This window comes from Lentzea sp. HUAS12 (assembly GCF_024125735.1).
Classification (GTDB): Bacteria; Actinomycetota; Actinomycetes; order Mycobacteriales; family Pseudonocardiaceae; genus Lentzea; species Lentzea albida.
Genome location: NZ_CP099738.1, coordinates 5,756,578 through 5,778,799, shown reverse-complemented (window position 1 = coordinate 5,778,799; position 22,222 = coordinate 5,756,578). Strand labels below are relative to the sequence as shown.

20 protein-coding genes and 1 pseudogene are annotated in these 22,222 nt (G+C 69.2%); 16 read left to right on the top strand and 5 right to left on the bottom strand.

The window, feature by feature from the left end:
- Nucleotides 1–39 precede the first annotated feature (39 nt).
- Nucleotides 40–774: a CDP-alcohol phosphatidyltransferase family protein gene (locus ND450_RS26140; protein WP_253321278.1), complete on the top strand. Its 735-nt coding sequence runs from the start codon at nucleotides 40–42 to the stop codon at nucleotides 772–774.
- A complete protein-coding gene (locus tag ND450_RS26135; RefSeq protein ID WP_253321277.1) occupies nucleotides 767–1,168 on the top strand; it encodes a DoxX family protein in 402 nt (133 codons plus the stop codon). Before ND450_RS26140 ends, ND450_RS26135 begins: the two co-directional genes overlap by 8 nt.
- Here the strand turns inward: ND450_RS26135 and ND450_RS26130 are convergent.
- Nucleotides 1,149–1,811: a dihydrofolate reductase family protein gene (locus ND450_RS26130; protein ID WP_253321276.1), complete on the bottom strand. Its 663-nt coding sequence runs from the start codon at nucleotides 1,809–1,811 to the stop codon at nucleotides 1,149–1,151. The genes ND450_RS26135 and ND450_RS26130 overlap by 20 nt on opposite strands.
- A gap of 78 nt (nucleotides 1,812–1,889) precedes the next feature.
- Here ND450_RS26130 and ND450_RS26125 point away from each other — a divergent pair, with 78 nt between their 5' ends.
- Entirely contained in the window at nucleotides 1,890–3,470 is a 1,581-nt protein-coding gene (locus ND450_RS26125; protein ID WP_253321275.1) for a sulfatase, read from the top strand.
- A gap of 20 nt (nucleotides 3,471–3,490) precedes the next feature.
- On the opposite strand, the gene ND450_RS26120 is transcribed toward ND450_RS26125, so the two are convergent.
- Entirely contained in the window at nucleotides 3,491–4,009 is a 519-nt protein-coding gene (locus ND450_RS26120; protein ID WP_253321274.1) for a DinB family protein, read from the bottom strand.
- Nucleotides 4,010–4,185: 176 nt separating this feature from the next.
- On the bottom strand, nucleotides 4,186–4,374 hold the full coding sequence (locus ND450_RS26115; protein ID WP_253321273.1) for a hypothetical protein: 189 nt from the start codon (nucleotides 4,372–4,374) through the stop codon (nucleotides 4,186–4,188).
- A gap of 267 nt (nucleotides 4,375–4,641) precedes the next feature.
- Between ND450_RS26115 and ND450_RS26110 the strand changes: the two genes are divergently transcribed.
- The 4 genes from ND450_RS26110 to ND450_RS26095 all read left to right on the top strand — a co-directional run bounded on the left by ND450_RS26110 (nucleotide 4,642) and on the right by ND450_RS26095 (nucleotide 8,461).
- Nucleotides 4,642–5,130: a phosphatase PAP2 family protein gene (locus ND450_RS26110; protein WP_253321272.1), complete on the top strand. Its 489-nt coding sequence runs from the start codon at nucleotides 4,642–4,644 to the stop codon at nucleotides 5,128–5,130.
- A gap of 8 nt (nucleotides 5,131–5,138) precedes the next feature.
- A complete protein-coding gene (locus tag ND450_RS26105; protein WP_253321271.1) occupies nucleotides 5,139–6,518 on the top strand; it encodes a sensor histidine kinase in 1,380 nt (459 codons plus the stop codon).
- Nucleotides 6,515–7,162 carry a response regulator transcription factor gene (locus tag ND450_RS26100; RefSeq protein WP_253321270.1) on the top strand — a complete coding sequence of 216 codons (648 nt, stop codon included), beginning with the start codon at nucleotides 6,515–6,517 and terminating at the stop codon, nucleotides 7,160–7,162. The genes ND450_RS26105 and ND450_RS26100 overlap by 4 nt, the downstream gene beginning before the upstream one ends.
- Nucleotides 7,163–7,267: 105 nt before the next feature.
- Nucleotides 7,268–8,461: an FAD-dependent monooxygenase gene (locus ND450_RS26095; protein ID WP_253321269.1), complete on the top strand. Its 1,194-nt coding sequence runs from the start codon at nucleotides 7,268–7,270 to the stop codon at nucleotides 8,459–8,461.
- Between the two features lie 3 nt (nucleotides 8,462–8,464).
- Here the strand turns inward: ND450_RS26095 and ND450_RS26090 are convergent, their stop codons facing one another.
- Together ND450_RS26090 and ND450_RS26085 are read right to left on the bottom strand one after the other, a co-directional pair.
- Nucleotides 8,465–10,045: a cation acetate symporter gene (locus ND450_RS26090; RefSeq protein ID WP_253321268.1), complete on the bottom strand. Its 1,581-nt coding sequence runs from the start codon at nucleotides 10,043–10,045 to the stop codon at nucleotides 8,465–8,467.
- A 3-nt stretch (nucleotides 10,046–10,048) separates the two neighbouring features.
- Nucleotides 10,049–10,465, bottom strand: a complete 417-nt coding sequence (locus ND450_RS26085; protein ID WP_089921899.1) for a DUF485 domain-containing protein — start codon at nucleotides 10,463–10,465, stop codon at nucleotides 10,049–10,051.
- A 299-nt stretch (nucleotides 10,466–10,764) separates the two neighbouring features.
- Here ND450_RS26085 and ND450_RS26080 point away from each other — a divergent pair.
- The 9 genes and pseudogenes from ND450_RS26080 to ND450_RS26045 form a co-directional block, all read left to right on the top strand.
- Nucleotides 10,765–12,081 (top strand): annotated as a pseudogene (locus ND450_RS26080) (OFA family MFS transporter); the annotation flags it as partial.
- Between the two features lie 122 nt (nucleotides 12,082–12,203).
- Nucleotides 12,204–12,329: a hypothetical protein gene (locus ND450_RS45755; RefSeq protein ID WP_256557306.1), complete on the top strand. Its 126-nt coding sequence runs from the start codon at nucleotides 12,204–12,206 to the stop codon at nucleotides 12,327–12,329.
- Entirely contained in the window at nucleotides 12,329–14,407 is a 2,079-nt protein-coding gene (locus tag ND450_RS26075; RefSeq protein WP_253321266.1) for a nitrate- and nitrite sensing domain-containing protein, read from the top strand. Before ND450_RS45755 ends, ND450_RS26075 begins: the two co-directional genes overlap by 1 nt.
- Nucleotides 14,404–14,802 carry a roadblock/LC7 domain-containing protein gene (locus ND450_RS26070; protein ID WP_253321265.1) on the top strand — a complete coding sequence of 133 codons (399 nt, stop codon included), beginning with the start codon at nucleotides 14,404–14,406 and terminating at the stop codon, nucleotides 14,800–14,802. The genes ND450_RS26075 and ND450_RS26070 overlap by 4 nt, the downstream gene beginning before the upstream one ends.
- On the top strand, nucleotides 14,799–15,326 hold the full coding sequence (locus ND450_RS26065) for a DUF742 domain-containing protein (protein WP_245786438.1): 528 nt from the start codon (nucleotides 14,799–14,801) through the stop codon (nucleotides 15,324–15,326). Before ND450_RS26070 ends, ND450_RS26065 begins: the two co-directional genes overlap by 4 nt.
- 40 nt (nucleotides 15,327–15,366) lie before the next feature.
- Nucleotides 15,367–15,957: a nitroreductase family protein gene (locus tag ND450_RS26060; RefSeq protein WP_253321264.1), complete on the top strand. Its 591-nt coding sequence runs from the start codon at nucleotides 15,367–15,369 to the stop codon at nucleotides 15,955–15,957.
- The gene (locus ND450_RS26055; RefSeq protein WP_253321263.1) at nucleotides 15,948–18,863 is read left to right on the top strand and encodes a BTAD domain-containing putative transcriptional regulator; all 2,916 of its coding nucleotides are present in this window, start codon (nucleotides 15,948–15,950) and stop codon (nucleotides 18,861–18,863) included. Before ND450_RS26060 ends, ND450_RS26055 begins: the two co-directional genes overlap by 10 nt.
- Before the next feature lie 481 nt (nucleotides 18,864–19,344).
- Nucleotides 19,345–19,959, top strand: coding sequence for a Uma2 family endonuclease (locus ND450_RS26050; RefSeq protein ID WP_371927413.1), 615 nt, complete (start codon nucleotides 19,345–19,347; stop codon nucleotides 19,957–19,959).
- 144 nt (nucleotides 19,960–20,103) lie between these two features.
- On the top strand, nucleotides 20,104–22,218 hold the full coding sequence (locus ND450_RS26045) for a germacradienol/geosmin synthase (protein WP_253321262.1): 2,115 nt from the start codon (nucleotides 20,104–20,106) through the stop codon (nucleotides 22,216–22,218).
- The last annotated feature ends 4 nt before the right edge of the window (nucleotides 22,219–22,222 follow it).

The window sequence follows — 22,222 nt, the reverse complement described above, 5'->3', positions numbered from 1 at the left end:
ACAACACCTCCGCCGCACGAAGTTCGTTAGGGGCACCTGATGATCACACTTCAGCACACCAGGACCGCGCCCGTCCTGCGGGAGCCTGCCATCTGGGCCGGTTTCCAGGTCGTCGCGCTGGCCGTGGTCGGTGCCACCGCCGGGCTCGGTCCGCTGGGCTGGGCCGCCGGGCTGGCCTACGGCTTCGCCACGTGGGCGTTCCTCGGCTACGGCATGCAACGGCACCGCATCGCCGCGTTAGGCCCCGCTGACCGCGTCACGCTGGCCCGCGGCCTGATGGTCGGCGCGGTGACCGCGCTGGTGGCGGACCGCGCGGGTCAGGACGTCCCGGTCGCGCTGGTCGTGACGCTGGCGGCCGTCGCGTTGTCGCTCGACTGGGTGGACGGCCAGGTGGCGCGCCGCACCGGCACGTCGACCGAATTGGGCGCGCGGTTCGACATGGAGGTCGACGCGTTCCTGATCCTGGTGCTCAGCGCCTACGTGGCGGTGCACATGGGTCCGTGGGTGCTCGCGATCGGGCTCATGCGGTACGTGTTCGTCGCCGCCTCGTGGCGCCTGCGCTGGATGAACGCGCCGCTGCCTGCCAGCTACGCGCGCAAGGTCGTGGCCGCGGTGCAGGGGATCTTCCTCGTCGTGGCCGCGTCGGGCCTGCTGCCGTTCGCCGAGGTGCTCGTCGGTCTCGCGCTGGTGTCGCTGGTGTGGTCGTTCGGTCGCGATGTGCTCTGGCTGTGGAACAACAGCGCCGTCGCGGTGGGAGAATCCCGCCATGCCTGAGCAGACCTCCACCGCGGCGAAGGTCGGCAACGTCGTCGTCTGGATCCTGCAGATCGCGCTCGCCGTGCAGTTCTTCATGAACGGCTACGCGCTGTTCACCGACCAGTTCGTCGCGAAGTTCGACGACATCGGCTTCGGCCAGTGGTTCCGGTACTTCACCGGTGTGCTGGAGATCGCGACCGCGATCGGCCTGCTCATCCCGCGCATCTGCGGTCTCGCGGCCCTCGCGCTGGCGGGCATCATGGCCGGCGCCGCGCTGACCGAGCTGTTCCTCGTCACCAACGGCGGCTTCAAGGGCGCGTGGATGCCGTTGATGTTCGTGGTGTGGGCGCTGGTGATCGCGGTCTACCGCCGCGAGCAGATCTTCGGGGCGCTCAAGCTCGTTCGGAAGTGACTTTCGGGAAGTAGCGCAGCACCGCGACGTCCCCGACTTTCGTGACGTCCTCCAGGTGGAAACGGCGTGCCGGTCCACCGGGGAATTCCGCGGGATTCACGAAACGCGGGGCCGTCGCCTGTCCGATCAGCATAGGTGCCACCGCCACCCGGATCTCGTCGGCCAGTCCGGCTTCGAGGAACGCCGTGTGAATGCTCGTGCCGCCTTCGACCATGAGCTTTCTCACGCCCCGCGCGCCGAGGTCGTCGAGGATCTCCGCGAAATCGCTGAAGGTCTTCGTTTCGGCCAGGTGCTCGACGGTGGTCCCGGCGCTCCTCGTGTAGACCAGCCGCTCGCCGCCGCAGTGGAAGAACCGCAGGTCGGGGTCCAGTTCGCCGCTCCTGGTGACGGTGACGCGCAAGGGGAACTCCGGTTTTCCGTCAGCGATTCTCCGCGCGCGCCGCTCGTCGCTGTAGACGAGCAGTCGCGCGTTGTCGCGGCGCAACGTCTCGGCTCCGGCGAGAATCGCGTCGGACTCCGCGCGCATCCTGTCGACGTGGTCGAAGTCCTCGGCGTTGGAAAGCGGGAACCTCTCGGTGCCGCGGTCGTCGATGTGGCCGTCGAGGCTGACGGCGACGCTCAGCAGAACGTGCGGGCGGGTCACGAGGCCGATCGTAGAGGAGTTGAACCGGTGGCGTGCCGCGCCGCGTTTACCTCGTAGGGTTCGGGAAAGGGGTGCTCGGTGAAGACGTTGCTGCGGCGGACGATGACGGTCCTGGCGGGACTGTTCGTGTTGTTCGTGCTCATCGCACCGAGCGACCTCGAGAAGTTCACGTTCGAAGCGTTCCTGCGGGTGCCGCTCGAAGGCCTCATCGGCGTGATGGTGCTCGTGCTGCTGCCGGACCGGTTCCGCAGGCCCGCCGCGATCGCCGGCGGGATCGCGCTGGGCCTGTTCACGGTCGTGAAGATCATGGACATCGGCTTCGACATGGTGCTGTACCGGCCGTTCGACCTCGTGCTGGACTGGCCGTTGCTGGTGCCCGCCCTCGACTTCGTCGACGTGACCTTCGGCCGCTTCGCCTCGGTGCTGGCCGTCGGTCTGGCCGTGGCGCTGGTCGTCGGCATCGTGTGGGTCGCGGCTGTTTCCGTGCTGCGCCTGGGTTCCGTGGCCGCCGGCCGCCGTCCCGTGGCGATCCGCGCGGTGGCGGTGCTGGCCGTCGCGTGCGTTTCGCTTGCGGTGCCCGGCGTTCCGGTCTACTCCGACGCCGCCGCCACGTCGCTGGTCGACCACGCGCGGCGCGTGCAGGCGGGCCTGAACGACCGCGAGGTGTTCGCGGCGGAGGCCTCGGTCGACGCGTTCCGCGGCCGCTCGGACCTGCTGTCCTCGTTGCAGGGCAAGGACGTCGTGTTCACGTTCGTGGAGAGCTACGGCAAGTCGGCGCTCGACATGCCGGACGTGGCCGCGAAACTGGCGCAGGGCGACGATCGTCTGAAGGCGGCGGGGTACACGGCCCGTTCGGCCTACCTGACCTCGCCGACCGCGGGCGGTGGCAGCTGGATGGCGCAGGCGACGCTGCTGTCCGGGCTGTGGATCGACAACCAGCAGCGCTACCGCAACCTGGTGGCCTCCGACCGCCTGACGCTGCCGCGCGCGTTCCGCGAGTCGTCGTGGCGTTCGGTCGGCGTCGTCCCCGGCATCACGCAGGCGTGGCCGGAGGGCGACTTCTTCCACTACGACGAGATCTACGCCGCCCAGGACCTCGGGTACTCCGGCCCGCGCTTCGGCTACGCCACGACGCCGGACCAGTTCACCTTGGAGTCGTTCCAACGCAACGAACGCGCGAAGCAGCACGGCCCGGTGATGGCGGCGATTCCGATGGTGTCCTCGCACGCGCCGTGGTCACCGACGCCGGACTCCGTCGACTGGGAGAAGCTGGGCGACGGCTCCATCTACTCGACGATGCCCGCATCGAACGACCCGCCGGAGTCCATCTTCGGCCGCGACCCCGGTGCCGTGCGCGCCGACTACGCGCACTCGATCTCGTACTCGTTGGAGTCCGTCATCTCGTACCTGGAGCGCTACGGCGACGAGAACCTGGTGATGGTGTTCCTCGGCGACCACCAGCCGGCGCAGATGGTGACCGGCGAGGGGGCCTCCCGGGACGTGCCGATCACCATCGTCGCCAAGGACCCGGCCGTGGTGGCCGGGACCGACTCGTGGAAGTGGGACGACGGGATCAAGCCGGGAGGGTCGGCCCCGGTGTCGCGGATGAGCGACTTCCGGGACCAGTTCCTCTCGGCCTTCAGCCCGCCGAAGGTCTAACTGGGCGAACGAACGACCGCTCAGCCCATCGTCTTCTGGCCGTCGATCGTCTCGCGGATGATGTCCGCGTGGCCCGCGTGCTGCGAGGTCTCCGCGACGATGTGCGCGAACACGCGCCGCGCCGACCACGACTTGCCCTCGGGGAACCACGGCGCGGCCGGCAGCGGGTGCGACAGGTCCATGTCGACGGTCTTGATCAGCTCGTCGGTGTGGGCCGCGACCTCCTGGTAGCGCGCGAGCAGGCCCTCCAGCGTCTCGCCCGGCGCCATCTTGAAGTTCGCCTCGTGGCTGTCGTAGGCCTCGGAGCCGGGGTCGGCCTCCATGGCCGAGGTGCCCTCCTCGATGAACCTGATCCAGTTCGCCTCGACCGACGTCACGTGCTTGATCAGGCCGCCGACGCTCAGAGCACTGACCGTCGGCGTCGAGGCCGCCTGCTCGTCGCTCAGACCCTGCGCGGTGAACATCAGGAACCAGCGGTGCTGCTGCAGGGCCTCGAGGAGGTCCGCGCGGTCGCCGGTGAGGGTCTCGGTGGTGGTCATTGGTCCTGTCCTTCGCTCGTTTGTCCCGACACGAAGGACTGTATGACCACTTGCGGTCAGCTTGTGTCCTAGAGGAACGGCCGCTCCAGCGAAACTCCACCGACGTTCGAGCGATCGCGCGCTGACCTGGGGTCACTGTGCGTGAATCATCCTGAAGTGGTCCCCTTGAGCGCTGCTCAACTGTCGAGGTAGCCGTCGTCCGGGCGGTCGACGCGGCCGCCGCCCTCCTCCGTCTCCTCGATGTGCATCGCGGTCTCCTCAGGGGCGGTGACGTGCTCGCCCTCGACGTCCAGCGCGACCGCGTCCGGCTCCTGGTCGACGGGCTCGCCGCCGCCTTCGGGCGTCGTGAACTGGTGTTCGCTCATGCTTCGTGGTTGCCGCTGATCCGAACGCACAAACTTCACGACCGGGTGCTGCCAGACTCGTCGCATGCTGCGAGCCCTCGGCCTGGGAGCGACCTGGTCGACGGCCGGTCCGGCGCCGACAACCCCGAGGGCTACCACGACCTGGTCCTCCGGATGGCGAGCCAGTCGGTCACCGGGCCCGCCTGACCGGGACCCTGTCGAAAGTTAGGGGCAACCGGTTCCGATGGGCAGAGGCGCGCGCGAGAGGACCTTCGTAGTTTCGGCTGGGTGACTTGGCTGACTGTGGGCACCGACGCGGTGCTCGGTGTGTTCGCGTTGATGTTCTTGTTGTTGTGGTTGCAGTACAAGCTCCGCGCGTTCCTCGCGGGAGCCGGTGTCGTGGTGGCCTACGCGGTCAGCGAGGTCGTCAAGCTGGTCGTGCAGGAGGAACGGCCTTGCCGCACCGCGCCGTCGATCGCGGAGTGCCCTGCGCCCGGTGACTGGTCGTTCCCCAGCAACCACTCCACGATCGCGGGCGCCTCGGCGATGGCGATCTTCCTGCTGCACCGGACCTACGGCTGGATCGCCGTGGTGTGCGCGATCGCGGCGGCGGCCTCGCGTGTCGTCGTGGGTGTCCACTATGTACACGACGTCATGGCCGGGCTGGCGCTCGGAGCGTTGGTGTCGTGGGGGATCGCGTTGCTGCTGAAGAAGAAGATGCCGGTGAGGCGCGAGGAGGCGGACGCGCCGACCGTGGTGATGCAGCGGCTGCGATGATTGCCGCCGTGTGGGAGGTACTGCTCTACCTGGTCCTGTTCGCGGTGGCGTTCGCGTTCGTGCGCACCCGGCCCGCGGTCGCCCTGGGGACCGGGCTCGGGACGTGGATCGTCTGCTACCTCGTCACCGTCGAGTTCGACGTCCGGGTGGTGGCGCTCGCTCCCGCACTGGCACTGCTCAGCTTCCTCGCCGGACGGCACGCCGCCGACCCGAGGCCGACCGCGATCGCGCTGACCCTGGCCGAGTTCGCCGGTGTCGTCGTCGCCCTGACCGAGCGCGGTGGTTCCGACACCGCGCTCGCCGTCACCTCCGGCGTCGGCGTGCTCGGCGTGGTGCCGTGGGCGTTCGGCCGGTTCCGGCGCCGGTTCGCGGAACTGCGGGAGGTCGGCTGGGAGCACGCGGCCCTGCTGGAGCGCAGCGTCGACAACGCCCGCAACGCCGAACGCGCCCGGCTCGCCGGCGAGATGCACGACCTCGTCGGCCACGAACTCGCGCGGGCCGCACTCCTCGTCGGCGCCCTCGAACTGGAACCGACCCTCACCGCGCAGCAACGCGAGGCCGCCAAGACCGCCCGTGCCAGCGTCACGGCCGCCGCGGAACGGCTCGCCGACGTCATGCAGGTGCTGCGGGCCGACGAGGACGAGCCCGTCGCGACGATCGAGGAGGTCGTCGCGAGGAGCGGGCTCGACGTCGAGCTCGCGAACCACCGCAGGACCGCGATCGACGGGATCATCGCGCGGACCGTGCACAGGGTGACCGCCGAGGCGCTGACCAACGTGATCAAGCACGCGCCCGGCGCGAAGGTCACCGTCACCCTCACCGCGAACCTCGAACTGCGGATCACGAACGGCCCGGCGCCGCGGACCCAGGCGGTCGGCAGCGGCAAGGGCCTGGTGGGGCTCGCCGAACGCGTCGCGCTCGTCGGCGGCTGGTTCGAGGCGGCGCCGAGCGACGACGGCGGGTTCGAGGTCAGGGCGAAGCTGCCGGAACGCCCGCGCGCCCGGACGACCCCGACGCACGTGCGTCGCGAGCGCACGGAGGAGGAGATCCGCAAGAGCGCGCGCCGGACCGTGCTGATCACATCGGTCGTGTGCGCCGGAATCGCGATCGGCGTGCCGGGCTACATGGTGTTCGACGCGGTGACATCGGTGCTGACGCCGCAGCAGTTCGAACGGGCGGAAATCGGGCAAGACGAGGACGCCCTCGACTTGCCGTGGCGCACCCGCGTCGACAACCCGCTCGGCGTCACCGCGCCGCCCGGCACCGAGTGCCGCTACTACAGCACGCACCCCAACCCGTTCGACGGCGACCGCCACGACCTGCACCAGCTGTGCTTCCGGGATGATCGGCTCGTGTCCAAGCAGTGGCTCGCCAGGAGGAGCGGTTGATCAGGGTCGTGCTCGCGGACGACGAACCGGTGGTCAGGTTCGGCGTGAAGGCCGTCCTCGCGACCGCGGGGGACGTCGAGGTGGTCGCGGAGGCGGAGAACGGCAGCGCGGCGATCGACCTCGTCGCCCGGTACCGGCCCGACGTGGCCGTGCTCGACATCCGCATGCCCGTGTTCGACGGCCTGGACGCGGCCAAGGTGATCCGCGAGTGCCATTCGGGCACGAAGACGCTGGTGCTGACGACGTTCGCGGACGACTCGTACATCAGCCGCGCCCTGGGGGAGGGCGCGGCCGGGTTCGTGCTGAAGACCGGGGACCCGCAGGAGATCATCTCCGGCGTCCGCGCGGTCGCGGGCGGCGGCGCGTTCCTGTCCCCGCTGGTGGCCAAGCGGGTCGTCGACCAGCTCTCCCGCGCCCATCCACGACCGCTTGCGACGCAACGGATCGAGGTCCTGACCGCACGCGAACGCGAGGTCCTCGGCCTGGTCGGCGCCGGCCTGTCCAACGCCGAGATCGCGGCACGCCTCCACGTCGTCGAGGGCACCGTGAAGGTGTACGTGAGCACGATCTTCCGGCAGCTGGGCGTGAGGAACCGCGTGCAGGCCGCGATCATCGCCCACGAGTCGGGGATCATCCCGGACTGACCGAATTCTGCCGGTATGTGCTTGCCGTGCAAGCGAAAGCGGTCGCGCGTGGCCCGAATCTCCGTACACTTCGGACCTTCCTGGAACGGGCGATCGGAGGCCGCGGTGAGCGGTGTCAGGGTGTTGGTGGCAGGGGCGAGCATCGCGGGACCCGCGCTCGCGCACTGGTTGCACAGGCGGGGAGCCGAGGTGACCGTCGTGGAACGGGCGCCCGGCCTGCGTCCAGGAGGTCAGGCGGTGGACGCGCGCGGCGTGACCAAGGAGGTCATCGCGCGGATGGGCCTCGACGCGGAGGTGCGCGCGGCCTGCACCGACACCGCGGGCGCTCACAACGTGGACGCCGACGGGAACGTCGTGGAGACCTTCCGCGCCGAGGACGACGGCGGTGACGGCTACATCGCGGACATCGAGATCCTGCGCGGAGACCTGTCCCGGTTGCTGCACGACGACACCCGCGACGGCGTCGAGTACGTGTTCGCCGACCGGATCGCCGGGCTCGTCCAGGACGCGGACGGGGTCGACGTGACCTTCGCGAGCGGCGGCAGCAGGCGCTTCGACCTCGTCATCGGGGCTGACGGGCTGCACTCGTCGCTGCGCGCGATGGTCTTCGGGCCGCGCGAGCGGTACCTGCACCACCTCGGGCTCGTGCTGGCGTTCTTCACCGTGCCCAACGAGTTCGGGATCGACCGCTGGATGATCGACCACAAGGACGCCGCGACCGGCCGCTCCGCGGGCCTGCGGCCACTCCGGGACGCCACGCAGGCGATGGCGATGTTCTCGTTCCCCGCCACCGGCTTCGACATCGACCACCGCGACGTCGAGGCCCAGAAGTGCCTGCTCCGCGAGCACGCCGCGGGTCTCGGCTGGCTGGCCCCGCGGATCCTCGCCCACGCGGACGACGCCCCGGACTTCTACCTCGACCAGGTCGCCCAGGTCGTGATGGACCGCTGGTCGGACGGACGGGTGGCGCTGATCGGCGACGCCGCGTTCAGCCCGTCACCGATGTCGGGCCAGGGCACCGGCCTCGCCCTGGTGGGCGCCTACGTGCTGGCGGGGGAGCTCGCGGCCGCCGGGTGGGACCCGGAGAAGGGGTTCGCCGCCTACGAGGCGCGGATGCGCCCGATGGTCGAGGCGAGCCAGGAGGTCGGCCGGATGCACGTGGCGAGCCTCGCCGTGCCCGACCCGGACGCCGAGCCGGGTCCGGAGCCCGACATGGACGCGTTCATGGCGCTGGTCGACCGCGCGCTGAACGGTGTCGAGCTGCCGGACTACGCCGGGGTGCCGGACCGCAGGGCGTGAGCGTCAGGTCCGGGCACCGATCCCCGAGATCGCCCGGACCTCCATCTCCGCGGCCTTGCCGTCCATCTCCGGCTCGCGCTTCGAGAAGATCGTCGCCAGGAACCCGCAGAGGAACGAGAACGGGATCGACACCAGCCCGGGGTTGCCGAGCGGGAACCACGCGAAGTCGACGTCCGGGAAGATCGACGTCTTCGCGCCCGACATCACCGGCGAGAAGATGATCAGCACCAGGCACGAGCCGAGGCCGCCGTAGATGCTCCACAGCGTGCCGATGGTGTTGAAGCGCCGCCAGAAGATCGTGTAGAGGATCGTCGACAGGTTCGCCGAGGCGGCCAGCGCCAGCGCGAGCGACACGAGGAACGCGACGTTCTGCCCGTTCGCCGCGATGCCGCCGAGGATCGACAGGAAACCGACGACCACGGCGGTCAGCCGGGCGACGCGGATCTCCCTGCGCGGTTCCACGTTGCCGCGCTTGATCACGTTCGCGTAGACGTCGTGGGCGAACGAGGCGGAGGCCGCCAGGGTCAGGCCGGCGACGACGGCGAGGATCGTGGCGAACGCGACCGCGGACACGATGCCGAGCAGCACCGCGCCACCGATCTCGAACGCGAGCAGCGGCGCGGCCGAGTTCTCGCCACCGGGTGCGGCGGCGATCTTGTCCGTGCCCACCAGCGCCATCGCGCCGAAGCCGATCACCAGCGTGCACAGGTAGAAGATGACCATCGTCCACGTCGCCCACACGACCGAGCGGCGGGCCTCGGAGGCGTTCGGCACGGTGTAGAAGCGCATCAGCACGTGCGGCAGCGAGGCGATGCCCAGCACCAGCGAGAGCGCCAGCGAGACGAAGTCCAGTTTGGACGTCGAGCTGAACCCGTACTTGGCGCCGGGATCCAGCACGGCGTCGCCGAGCCGGTTGTTCTCGGTGGCCTGCTGCATGATCCCGGACAGGCTGAAGCCGAACTTGCCCAGCAGGAAGATGCTCATCATCGTCACGCAGAGCAGCAGCAGGACGGCCTTGATGATCTGCACCCAGGTCGTGCCCTTCATGCCGCCCAGCAGCACGTAGAGCACCATGACCATGCCGACCACCGCGATCAGGACCGCCTGGCCCCACTTCGAGGTCACGTTGAGCAGCAACGCGATCAGGCCGCCCGCGCCCGCCATCTGCGCGATCATGTAGAAGAACGAGATCACCAGCGTCGCGTTCGCCGCGGCCGCGCGGACCGGGCGCTGCCGCATCCGGAACGCCAGCACGTCGCCGACGGTGAAGCGGCCGGTGTTGCGCAGGCCCTCCGCGATCAGCAGCAGGCCGACGAGCCACGCGACGACCCAGCCGACCGAGTACAGGAAGCCGTCGTAGCCGTGCGCCGCGATGCCGCCGGAGATGCCGAGGAACGACGCGGCGGACAGGAAGTCGCCGGACAGCGCCACGCCGTTCTGCGCGCCGGTGAACGAGCTGCCCGCGGCGTAGTAGTCCGACGCCGTGACGTTGCGGCTGCTGAAGCGGTAGACGATGTACAGGGTGATCAGGACGAACACCGCGAAGACGCTGAGGTTCAGCACCGGGTTGCCGGTGGTGGGCATGCCTTACTCCTCGACGCCTGTCATCTCGGCGAGCAATTTCCGCTGCGGGTCCAGCCGTCGCTTTGCGTAACGGGCATAACCGAGCGTGATGATGATCGAAGTCACAAACTGTCCGAGGCCCAGCAGGATCCCGAGGTTGATCACGCCGATCACCTTGGTGCTGACGAAGTCTTTCGCGTACGCGGACAGCAGTACGAAGGTCAGGTAGGACGCCAGGAAAAGCGCGGTCATCGGGAAGATGAACGTCGTGAGTCGGCGACGCAACACGCGGAATTCGTCGGTCTGCTGAATCAGCGCGAAGTTCGGGCGTCCGTCGGAATCGACGTACGACAAAGCATCGGGGTCGTCGAACGACGCGAAACCCCGGATTTCCCGGTACTCGTGGTGCGCTTCGCCAGGCGACCTCATCGCCTTGGTCATGTGGCCCTGCCCCTCGGTGTGCGGCGCCTACTGTAGCGCCCTCACGTGTGCAGTCAATGTCGCGTGGTGCGCGGAATCGGGCCAAACCGGACCAACCGCGAACCCGAATCGGACCACAACCGGACAGGATCCCGGGCTTTTCATTCGTCTCAAATGGTTCGAACCGGGGGTTGTACCAAGCTGATCGCGGAAGTTGCGAGACGTGCAACACCTGAAGGCTTCCTCAAGACCGTTGTCGCACGTGTGCACCTGGCCTAGGATCCGGTCGGTCCACGTTATTGGTGACGGTTGGGGATAAAGTGGGGTTCTTAGCGCGCGAACGCCAAGTCGCGCCTCCCGGATGGAACCGCTGGCTCGTTCCGCCTGCGGCTCTGGCGATTCATCTCTCCATTGGTCAGGCGTACGCCTGGAGCGTCTTCAAGACGCCCCTGGAGAAATCGCTTGGCATCACGGGAACGCAGTCCGCACTCCCGTTCCAGCTCGGCATCGTGATGCTCGGGCTGTCCGCCGCCGTGCTGGGCACGACGGTGGAGCGCAGGGGCCCGCGCTGGGCCATGCTGATGTCCACGATCGCCTTCTGCTCCGGTCTGCTGATCTCGGCGCTCGGCGTCTGGGCCGGCCAGTACTGGGTCGTCGTGCTCGGCTACGGCCTGGTCGGCGGCATCGGCCTCGGCATCGGCTACATCTCGCCGGTCTCCACCCTGATCAAGTGGTTCCCCGACCGGCCGGGCATGGCCACCGGCATCGCGATCATGGGCTTCGGCGGCGGTGCGCTGATCGCGTCGCCGTGGTCGACCTCGATGCTGACGGCGTTCGGCTCCACGACGACGGGCATCGGCCAGGCCTTCCTCGTGCACGGCATCGCCTACGCGGTCTTCATGAGCCTCGGCGTCCTGCTGATCCGCCTGCCCTCCAAGGAGTTCACGGCGGAGAAGGAAGCGCTGCTCAAGGACAGGCCGAAGGCGACCGTCGCGTTCAACGTCTCCGCCAACAACGCGATCAAGACGCCGCAGTTCTGGCTGCTGTGGGTCGTGCTGTGCTTCAACGTCACCGCGGGCATCGGCATCCTGGAGAAGGCCGCCCCGATGCTGGTCGACTTCTTCAAGGAGTCCTCGACGCCGGTCGCCGCGACCGCCGCCACCGGTTTCGTCGCGCTGCTCTCCGCCGCGAACATGGCGGGCCGCTTCATCTGGTCGTCCACTTCGGACATCGTGGGCCGCAAGAACATCTACCGCCTCTACCTCGGCGTCGGCGCCCTGCTCTACCTGGTGCTGCTGACCGTCGGCTCGACCAGCACCCCGCTGTTCGTGATCGCGGCGATGGTGATCCTGTCGTTCTACGGCGCGGGCTTCGCGACCGTCCCGGCCTACCTGCGGGACCTGTTCGGCACCTACCAGGTCGGCGCGATCCACGGCCGCCTGCTCACGGCGTGGTCCGTGGCCGGCGTCCTCGGGCCGCTGATCGTCAACGCCATCGCGGACGCGGGCAAGAAGGCGGGACACACCGGTCCTGACTTGTACGCCACGTCGTTCTACATCATGATCTCGCTGCTGGTCGTCGGTTTCGTCGCGAACGAGTTGATCCGCCCGGTCAACCCGAAGTTCCACGAACCCGCGGCCGGGACCGCGCAGCCCTCGCCCGCGCAGGACGAGGACGCGGTCGCCAAGTGGAACGAAGCAGAAGCTGCGGACGCCGCCGAGTCGGCCGAGAAGCAGGACGCGGAAGGCGCGGTGAAGAAGTGAGCTCACCCCAGGAGAACCGATCGAGCACGTTGTTGCTGATCGGAGCGTGGCTGTGGGTGGGCCTGCCGCTCGCCTACGGCCTGTACCGGCTCTTCCTGAACGCGGCCAAGCTCTTCGTCTGATGTTCAACGCGCTCGTCAACTGGCGCAACTGGCGCCTGCCGGTGAAGCTCGCCGCGGTGTTGATCGTTCCGGTCATCATCGCGACGGGCGTCGGCGTTCTGCAGATCATGTCCTACATCGACCGGGCCGACTCCTACGCGGAGTTCCAGCGGCTGGTGAAGGTCCGCGCCTCCCTCGTCCCCGTGATCGAGGGGGTGCAGGGAGAGCGGCGGGCCATCGCCGAGGGATCGGGCGCCGAGTCGCTCACCGACCGGTCGCGCCGCACCGAACGAGCGCTGGAGGGACTGCGCGGCCAGATCGGCCAGACCGTGTTCAGCGACGTCATGTCGGCCAGGGTGGCCGACGTGACGGCGAAGATCGGCAGCCTGCCGCGGTTGCGCGAGCAGGCGGGCGACGTGCCGGCCGCGCTCGCGGGGTACACCGCCGTCACCGAGTCGATGCTCGCCGTGGACGAGGTCCTCGCCGGCGAGTTCAGCGACATCGCGCTCTCCCGCACGGCGATGGGCATGCACCACGCCCTGCACGTGCAGGAAGAGGTGATGAACCAGCAGTCGATCGTGCTGGCCGGGCTCGAACGCGGCCAGCTGACCAGCGCCGAGGTGCGCGCGCTGCTCGAGTCGAACGTCAAGCTCGGCTACATCGCCGACCAGTTCGCCGCTCTCGCGACGCCCGAGCAGATGACCACCTACTGGACGTCGAAGTTCAACGGGCCGGACATCGAGGCGCACCGCAAGATGCTCGCCGCCGCGATGCTGCACCCGACCTCCGACGGTCCGGGCGCCGGCACCAGGCCCACCCCGCTGCCGATCTCGGCGGCGGACTGGAGCGGTGCCTCCGGCGCGGTCGGCAAGTCGATGGACAGCGTCGTGCAGGGCATGCAGGACGACCTGCTCAGCACCGCGAACCGGCTGCGCGACGAGACCAGCGACCAGGCCGGCACGGCGTCCGTCATCCTGTTCGCCACCCTGATCCTCGCGGCCACCATCGGCTTCGGCGTGGGCCGCTACCTGCTGCGTTCGCTGAACACGCTGCGCAGGTCCGCTCTCGACGTGGCGTGGAACAAGCTCCCCGAGATGGTCGCCACCGGACGCGGCAACACGAAGATCGAGCCCGTGCCCGTGGACACGACCGAGGAACTCGGCGAGGTGGCGCGCGCGTTCGACGAGGTGCACAAGCAGGCCGTGAAGTCGGTGATCGAGCAGGCCGCGATGCGCGCGAACATGCGCAACATCTTCGTGAACCTCTCGCGCCGCAGCCAGAGCCTCGTCGAACGCCAGCTCAAGCTGATGGAGGAGCTGGAGAAGTACGAGGAGGACCCGGACCAGCTGGCGAACCTCTTCAAGCTCGACCACCTCGCCACCCGCATGCGCCGCAACAACGAGAACCTGATGGTGCTCTCCGGCGGCGACGTGGCCCGGCGGTTCCACAAGCCGATCCCGCTCACCGACGTGCTGCGCGCGGCGGCCGCGGAGATCGAGCAGTACCAGCGGGTCATGGTGCACACGGCACCCAACGCCGAGGTCGTCGGCTACGTGGCGAGCGACCTGGTCCGCCTGCTCGCCGAGCTCCTCGACAACGCGACGGCGTTCTCGCCGCCGCACACCCAGGTCTCGATCAGCGCGTCGATCGAGGCGGGCGGCATCGTCCAGATCGACGTCGTCGACAACGGCATCGGCATCGACCCCGAGGCGCTCGCCGCGGTGAACCAACGCCTCGAGGCCGCGGGCGAGGGCGTGGACGTGCAGGTCTTCCGGGAGATGGGTCTCTTCGTCGTCGGAAGGCTCGCCGCGAGCCACCAGATCGTGGTACGTCTGGACGCGAAACAAGGCAAGGGGACTCGCGCGATCGTGTTGGTTCCGGCCGAACTGGCACCACGGCGGGAAGAGTCCTGGGAGTCTTTCCGAGGGGAGGCGATCGAACGGCAGCAGACCTCGTGGTTCCAGCAGACGACGCCCGCCGCCGCACCGCCGCCTCCCCCCGCACCCGCACGCCAGACGCCAGAAGCCGCTCGAGGTTTCCTCAACGCCTTCCAGCGCGGTGTGCAGCGCGGCCTTCCCGAAAACCAGGAGAGTCGATGAGCACGCAGGTGGACCAGTTCGGCTGGCTGGTCACCAACTTCGCCGAACGCACGCCCGGTCTCGAGCACGCCGTGGTGATCTCCGCGGACGGCCTGGTGTTGATCTCGACGTCGAAGCTGCCGGCGCACGTCGCGCCGCAGTTCGCGGCGATCGTGGCCGGAGTGGTCTCGCTCGCCGAGTCGGCGTCGCAGTGCTTCGCCGGTGAGGCGGTCGTCCGCACGGTCGTGCAGATGGACAAGGGCGTCATGCTGCTGTCCTCGATCAGCGACGGCTCGGTCCTCGCGGTGCTGGCGTCCTCGACCGCCGACGTCGCGCAGGTCGCCTACGAGATGACGGTCGTCGTCCGCCAGGTGGGCCAGCTGCTCACTCCCGAGCTGAGGGCTGAGCTCCTGTGAGCGGGGAACCGGACGATCAGGTCAACTTCGGTGACCTGATGAGCGGGTTCAGCTTCGACAGCGAGCGGATCCGCAAGCGCGGCAAGAAGAAGGCCCAGCGCGCGCCGGAACCGCCGCCGGAGCCGGACCCGTACGCGACCCTCCCGTTCGACGAGATCCCGCCGCTGCCGTCGGTCGAGTCGGGCTACGACTCGTCGTCGATCGTGCGCGCCTACGCGTGGACCGGCGGCCGCACCACCTCCGACGTGCACCTGGAGATCGAGACCCTGGTCTCGGTCAACGAGTTCTCGGCCACGGCCGTGCGCCCGGAACACCAGGACGTGCTGGCGCTGTGCGCACAGCCCCGTTCGGTGGCGGAGATCGCCGCCCTGCGCGGGCTGCCGCTGGGCGTCACCAAGGTGCTGCTCGGCGACATGGCCGGGCACGGGCTGATCGACGTGCACCGCACGGCGTCGTCCTACGGCGGCGACCGGCCGGACGGGATGCTGCTCGAACGCGTGCTGGCGGGCCTGCGCCGGCTCTGACCCCTGCGCTACGGTCGAGTCGAGACGACTGGGGGTAGCCGTGGAGTTCCAGGACGTGGTCCGTCGCCGGCGGATGGTGCGCAAGTTCACCGACGAGCCGGTCAGCGACGAGAGCATCCAGCGGATCATGCGCAACGCCGTGCGCGGTCCGTCGGCGGGGTTCTCGCAGGGCCAGGGGTTCCTGGTGCTGCAGGGTGAGCAGCTGCAGCGGCTGCGCGAGATGTTCGAGTGGTGGGCCGGGGAGGACCCGAAGACGGCGCCCGTCGTCGTCATCCCGTTCTCGGCCAAGTCCGTCTACCTCGAGCGCTACTCCCAGGAGGACAAGGCCTGGACCTCGCTCGGCGACGAGGAGCGCTGGCCGGTGCCGTACTGGGACGTCGACACCGGCATGGCCGCGCTGCTGATCCTGCAGACGGCCGTCGACGAGGGTCTGGGTGCCGTCTTCTTCGGCACGGACAAGGAGACCTGGCCGGAGCTGCGTGCGGCCTTCGGCGTGCCGGACGCGTACGTGCCGATCGGCATGATCGCGATCGGGCACCCGGCGGAGGAGGGCATCTCCGAGGGCGCCTCGCCGCTGCGGCGCAAGCGCAAGGCGTTCGACGAGGTCGTGCACTGGGGTCAGTGGACGTGAGGTCGTTCGGCCTGCTCGGGCCGCTGGAGGTGGTGCTCGACGGGCGCCGGGTCCACGTCCCGCCGGGCAAGCGGCGCGTGGTGCTCGCCGCGTTGCTGCTGCGGCCGGGTCAGGTCGTTCCGGTCGACGAGCTGGTCGAACTGGCCGGTGGTTCGCGCAACGCGTTGCAGACCGCGGTCGGCCGCCTGCGCGAGGTGCTGCCCTCGCTGGTGCTCTCCAGGCCCGGCGGATACCTGCTGGACGTGCGGCCCGACGAGGTCGACGTCCACCGGTTCGACCACCTGGAACCCCGTGAGGCACTCGCGTTGTGGCGCGGGCGCCCGTTCGCCGACATCGGCAGCGACGCCCTGGAACGCGACCACGTGCCCGCGCTGACCGAGAAGTACCTGACGGCGCTGGAAGCCCGGATCGAGGCCGACCTCGCGCGCGGCGGCCACGAACAGCTGGTGCCCGAACTGCGGTCGCTCACCCGTCAGCACCCCGTCCGGGAACGGCTGTGGGCCCAGCTGGTCGTGGCGCTGCACCGCTGCGACCGGCAGACCGAGGCGTTGCAGGCGTACGACGACATCCGCGGCCGCCTCGCCGACGAACTCGGCCTGGACCCCGGCCGGGACCTGCAACGAGCCCACCAGCAGGTGCTCACGGCCGACAACAGACCGCGCGCCCGCAACGACCTCCCGGGCGACATCGCCGACTTCGCGGGCCGCACCGAGGACCTGGACGAGATCCTCGCCGCCGTGCCGTCCGGGTGCGTCGCGATCACCGCGATCGACGGCATGGCGGGCATCGGCAAGACGACCATCGCCGTCCGCGCCGCCCACCGCCTGGCAGGCCGTTTCCCCGACGCACAGCTCTTCGTGGACCTGCACTCGTACACGGCGGGCGTCGAGCCGCGCACCCCGTCGGACGCCCTGATGGCGTTGCTCACGGCCCTCGGCGTGCCCGCGCAGAGCATCCCGGACGGCCTGGACGCCCGCGCCGCCCGGTGGCGCGCGGAAATGGCGCACCGCAAGGCACTCGTGGTCCTCGACAACGCGGGCAGCGCCGCCCAGGTCCGCCCACTCCTGCCGGGCACCGGTCTCGTGCTCGTCACCAGCAGGCGCCGCCTGGTGGACCTGGACGCCGCCCACACCATCTCGCTGGACGTGCTGTCCGAAGAGGACTCGCTGAAGCTGCTGGCGAGCATCGCCCGCAGGACCGGCGAGGACTGCCGGGAGGTCGTGCGGCTCTGCGGCTACCTCCCGCTCGCCGTGCGGATCGTCGGCGCCCGCTGGCGCACCAGGCCGGCGTGGTCCGCGCAGGACCTGGTCCGCCGCCTGAGCGAGCAGCGCCTCGTCGAACTGACCGCGGGCGAACGCAGCGTCGCGGGCGCGTTCGCGTTGTCCTACCAGCAACTCACCGCCGAGCAGCAGCGGCTGTTCCGGTTGCTGGGACTGCACACGGGGGAGGACTGGGACGCCCACCTGGCGGCGGCGGTGATCGGCACGACCCGCGCCGAGGCCGAACGGCTGCTGGACGAGCTGCTCGACGCGCACCTGGTGCAGCAGAAGGAGAACGGGCGCTACCGGTTCCACGACCTGCTGGCGGACCAGGCGAAGGCGTGCGTCGAGCCGGAGGAGAGAGGCGAGACGATCACCCGGATCCTCGACTTCTACCTGCGCGGCGCGGAGGACTCCGCCCGCAAAATCGCCCCCGGCCGCCCGAAGTTCGCGTCCGCGATCACCCACGACCCCGTCGATCCACCGGTGTTCGCCACACCGGTGCAGGCGTTGGCGTGGCAGGAGGCGGAACGGCGCAACCTCAAGGTCGCCGTGTACCTGGCCGCGTACGAAGGGCATTACCAGCACGCCTGGCAGTTGCCGAGCAACTTCGCGCACTACCTGTGGTTGCACGGATCGGGCAGGGAACGAGTCGAGGTGCAGAGCGTCGCGCTCGCGGCCGCGCACGCGCTCGGTGACCTGAAGGCCCGCGCGGAAGCGTTGCGCGGCCTGGGGGCGGCGTACATGGACGACGGCAACCCGAAGGCCGAGGAACACCTGCGGGAAGCACTCGCCCTCATGCGGCAGATCGGTGATCTGCGAGGCGAGGCCTCCACGCTGGGTTTCCTCGGCATGATCGCGCGCGAACGGCGCGACTACGACACGTCGATGGAGCACTTCCAACGCGGTCTCGAGCTCATGCGCGAAGCCGGCGCGCCCAGCGGGATCGCCGTCGCGTTGCACAACATCGGCATCAACCACGCGGAGCTGGGGCAGAACGAGCAAGCCCTCGCGCACATGTGGGAAGCGGCCGCGCTGGTGCAGGCGCGCGGTGACGTCCGCGAGTTCGGGGTGACGCTGAACAACATCGCCCACGCGCACTTCGACGCCTACCAGGACGAGGAATGCCTCGACTGCATGGAACGGTCGCTCGCGTGCTACCGGGAGTGCGGTGACCGGCGGGGTGAAGCGCTCGCCCTGTCCGACTTCGCCCGATGGCGCTACGAAATGGGCCACCTCGCCGCCGCGGGCGCGATGGCGCGCGACGTCGCGAGGCTGTGCCGGGAGTACATGAACCTGCCCGACGACGAAGCCGTGCTGGCTGCGATGAAGGAGGTTCGCGACCACGTCGGGCAGATGACGCTGTTGATGTCGTTGTCGCTCGACGCCCTGACGGGTGGCCGTCCTGCCGAGTCGATCCGCTACCTGAGGCGGTTCCAGGAGCTCGAGAGGGTGCGCCGCTGGTGGAGCGATGAACGCGTGTTCCAGCAGTTCGCGGCTGCGCACCTGGAACTGGGTGAGCGGGAGGCGGCCGTCCGGTACGCGGAGCGGGCGGTGGAGGCCGCAGAGCGCGGCCACCAGCCCCGGATCCTCGCCGTCGCCAGGGACACGCTCGCTAAAGCGCAATCCCCAGCGCCACCACCGTGATCACGGCCGCCGCCACCAAGGCGAAGGCCACCCACTGACCGATCCTGTCCGACGTCCTGCGCATCCCCTGGCTCCCCTCGGTGGTGATGCCACCGAGGGTGTGCGAGCCCGTCCCCACGCCGTCCCCACCGCGATCACACGGATTCATCGGAATGCGTCGGGACGTGTTTTGATCACCGCAGTGTGAGGTACTCGTGAGGTATTGCTCCAACGGAGTGCTTGGCGCGCTCGTAAGATTCCGTTAGGGTCGCATTCGCGGACAATTGGCGGGGCGGGGTGCGTTACCGAAAATCGCCCGAAAATTGATCAAAAATTAGCCACTTGTTCGATTGAAACCATCTCGCTGCTCCGTCCGGGTGGTGCCGTCCACGGCAGGACCAGTCACCGCTCACCCTGCGGGACGGTGTTGACGGAGTGGTGTGCGTGCAGTGGTGTGGGGTCGGCCAAAAGGGGCTTGCGAGTCGTGCGAACCGGACCAGTCTTGTCTAATGGCATCGCCGGGATCCGTCCGGCGGACGGTGGCCTCGACCAGGGGGTGGAACGCACCATGGGTGGTGTCCCGACGTTTCCCCACGGCAGACCGCTGACGTGGGCGGACCTGGAGGCGATGCCTGATGACGGGCACCGTTTCGAACTCGTCGACGGGGTGCTGGTCATGAGCCCCTCACCCCGCCCCGTGCACCAGCGCGTGGTCGCCCGCCTGCTGGTGGCGCTGACCGCTGCCTGCCCACCGGAGCTCGAGGTCCTCCCGGCTCCGGTCGACGTCGTGCTCGCCGACGACACGGTGTTCATCCCCGACCTGGTCGTGGGGCGGCGGGAGCAGTTCTCGAAACAGGCGCTCATCGGACCGCCGGTGCTGGCGGTCGAGGTCCTTTCGCCGCGCACGCGGCACGTGGACCTCGAACTCAAGCGGGCGAAGTTCCAGGAAGTCGGTTGCGAGAACTACTGGATGATCGATTACGACGCCCCGTGGTTGCGGTGCCTGCACCTGGAAAACGGCGTCTACGTCGAACAGGCCCGTTCCGACGGCGAGGAGATCATCGAGCTGCAATTCCCGTTCCCGGTGAAGCTCAGCGCCCAGTCGCTGGTGCGCTGAGTATCGCCCTCCGCGACCTCGCTGGGCTGAACGGGCGACACCACGCCACGCTCGTGTGGATCACGGTGCCACCATCTGGCGTTCGCGCGTGCCGGGCTGGTTGCGTGCAGTGCGTCCAGCCCGACGCGCGGAGGTCCAACGCACATGCCGTTCCAGCTGCCGGAGTTCTACACGCCCCACCCGGCCCGGCTGAACCCGAACCTCGACCGCGCCCGCGTCCACAGCCGCGCCTGGGCGCACGAGATGGACATGATCGGCACCGGGGTCTGGACCGCCGAGGACCTGGAGTCGCACGACTACGGGTTGCTCTGCGCCTACACCCACCCCGACTGCGACGGTGAGGCGCTCGACCTCGTCACCGACTGGTACGTGTGGGTCTTCTACTTCGACGACCACTTCGTCGAGCTGTACAAGCGGAACCCGGACATCGAGGGCGCGCAGGCCCACCTCGGCCGCCTCCCGCTCTTCATGCCCCTCAACGGCGTCATCAGGGAAACCCCCGCCAACCCGGTCGAGAAAGGTCTCGCCGACCTCTGGCGCCGCACCGTCCCGGCGCATTCACGCGACTGGCGCGAACGGTTCGCCGCCAACACGAAGCACCTGCTGGACGAGTCGATGTGGGAGCTGCACAACATCAGCTCCAACAGGCTGTCCAACCCCATCGAGTACGTCGAGATGCGCCGCAAGGTCGGGGGCGCGCCGTGGAGCGCGAACCTCGTCGAGCACGCCGTCGGCCTGGAGATGCCGGCGGGCATCGCGTCCAGCAGGCCCGTCGGGGTGCTCAGGGACACCTTCAGCGACGCCGTGCACCTGCGCAACGACCTGTTCTCCTACGAACGCGAGGTGCTCGACGAGGGCGAGCTGTCCAACGGCGTGCTGGTGTTCGAGAAGTTCCTTGGCCTCCCGACCCAGCAGGCCGCCGAGGCCGTCAACGACCTGCTGACCTCGCGGCTGCACCAGTTCGAGCACACGGCGCTCACCGAGGTGCCGATCCTGCTGGACGAGCACGCGATCGACCCCATCGGGCGCGCGGCCGTCCTGGGCTACGTGAAGGGCCTGCAGGACTGGCAGGCGGGCGGGCACGAGTGGCACCTGCGGTCGTCGCGGTACAGCAAGCAGGCCCCGAAGCCGCGACCGGGGATCCTCGGCTCGTACGCCAAGACGATGCCGCAACGGATCCGGCAGTTCTCCAGCACGCCGAAGGTCGTCGAGCCGTACGTGCTGCCGGAGTTCACGACGCCGTTCGCGCTGACCCTGAGCCCGCACGTCGACCAGGCCAGGGACGAGTGCGTCGCGTGGGCCGTCGAGCACGGCATGACGAGCGAGGGCGTCTGGGACGCGGGGAAGGTGCGCGGGTTCGACTTCCCGCTGTGCTCGGCCGGCATCGACCCGGACGCGACGCCGGAAGAGCTGTTCCTGTCCGGCTGCTGGCTCACCTGGGGCACCTACGCCGACGACGTCTACCCGTTGTGGTTCGGCCAGACCCGCAACCTGCTCGGCCTGAAGACGCAGACGGCCCGGCTCAAGGCGTGCATGCCGCTCGACCTCGTGCAGACCCTGCTCCCCGCCAACGCCATGGAGCTCTCGCTGGCCGACCTGTGGGGGCGCACCGCGGCACCCATGACGCCCGCGTTCCGGGCGACGTTCCGGGACACGATCGACGCGATGCTCGACGCGTGGGTGTGGGAGGTGGTCAACATGCACCACAACCGCATCCCCGACCCGATCGACTACGTGGAGATGCGGCGCAGCACGTTCGGCTCCGAGCTGACGACGTCGCTCTCGCGCTTCTCGCACTCCGCCACCGTCCCGCCGGAGCTGTGGGAAACGCGGGTCTTGCAGACGATGGAGCGTTCGGCCATGGACTACTGCACGATGCTCAACGACGTCTTCTCGTACCGCAAGGAGATCCAGCACGAGGGCGAGGTGCACAACATGGTGCGCGTCGTCGAGAACTTCCTCGGCGTGCCCCAGAAACGCGCCTTCGAGATCACTTACGCGTTGATGGACGCCCGCCTCGGCCAGTTCGTCGAGTCGGTCGAGACCGATCTGCCGAAGCTCTTCGAGGACCTGGCACTCGATGCCGGGGCGCGCGCCGGCCTGACCCGGTACGCCGACGAGCTGAAGGACTGGATCGCCGGCATCGTGCACTGGCACGAGGAGACCAGCCGCTACACCGAAACCGCGGAGGTCCCCTCGTTCCAGCAGGGGCCCTCCGGCCTCGGCACCTCGGCGTACCGGATCGCTGTCCGGCGCTGACCGC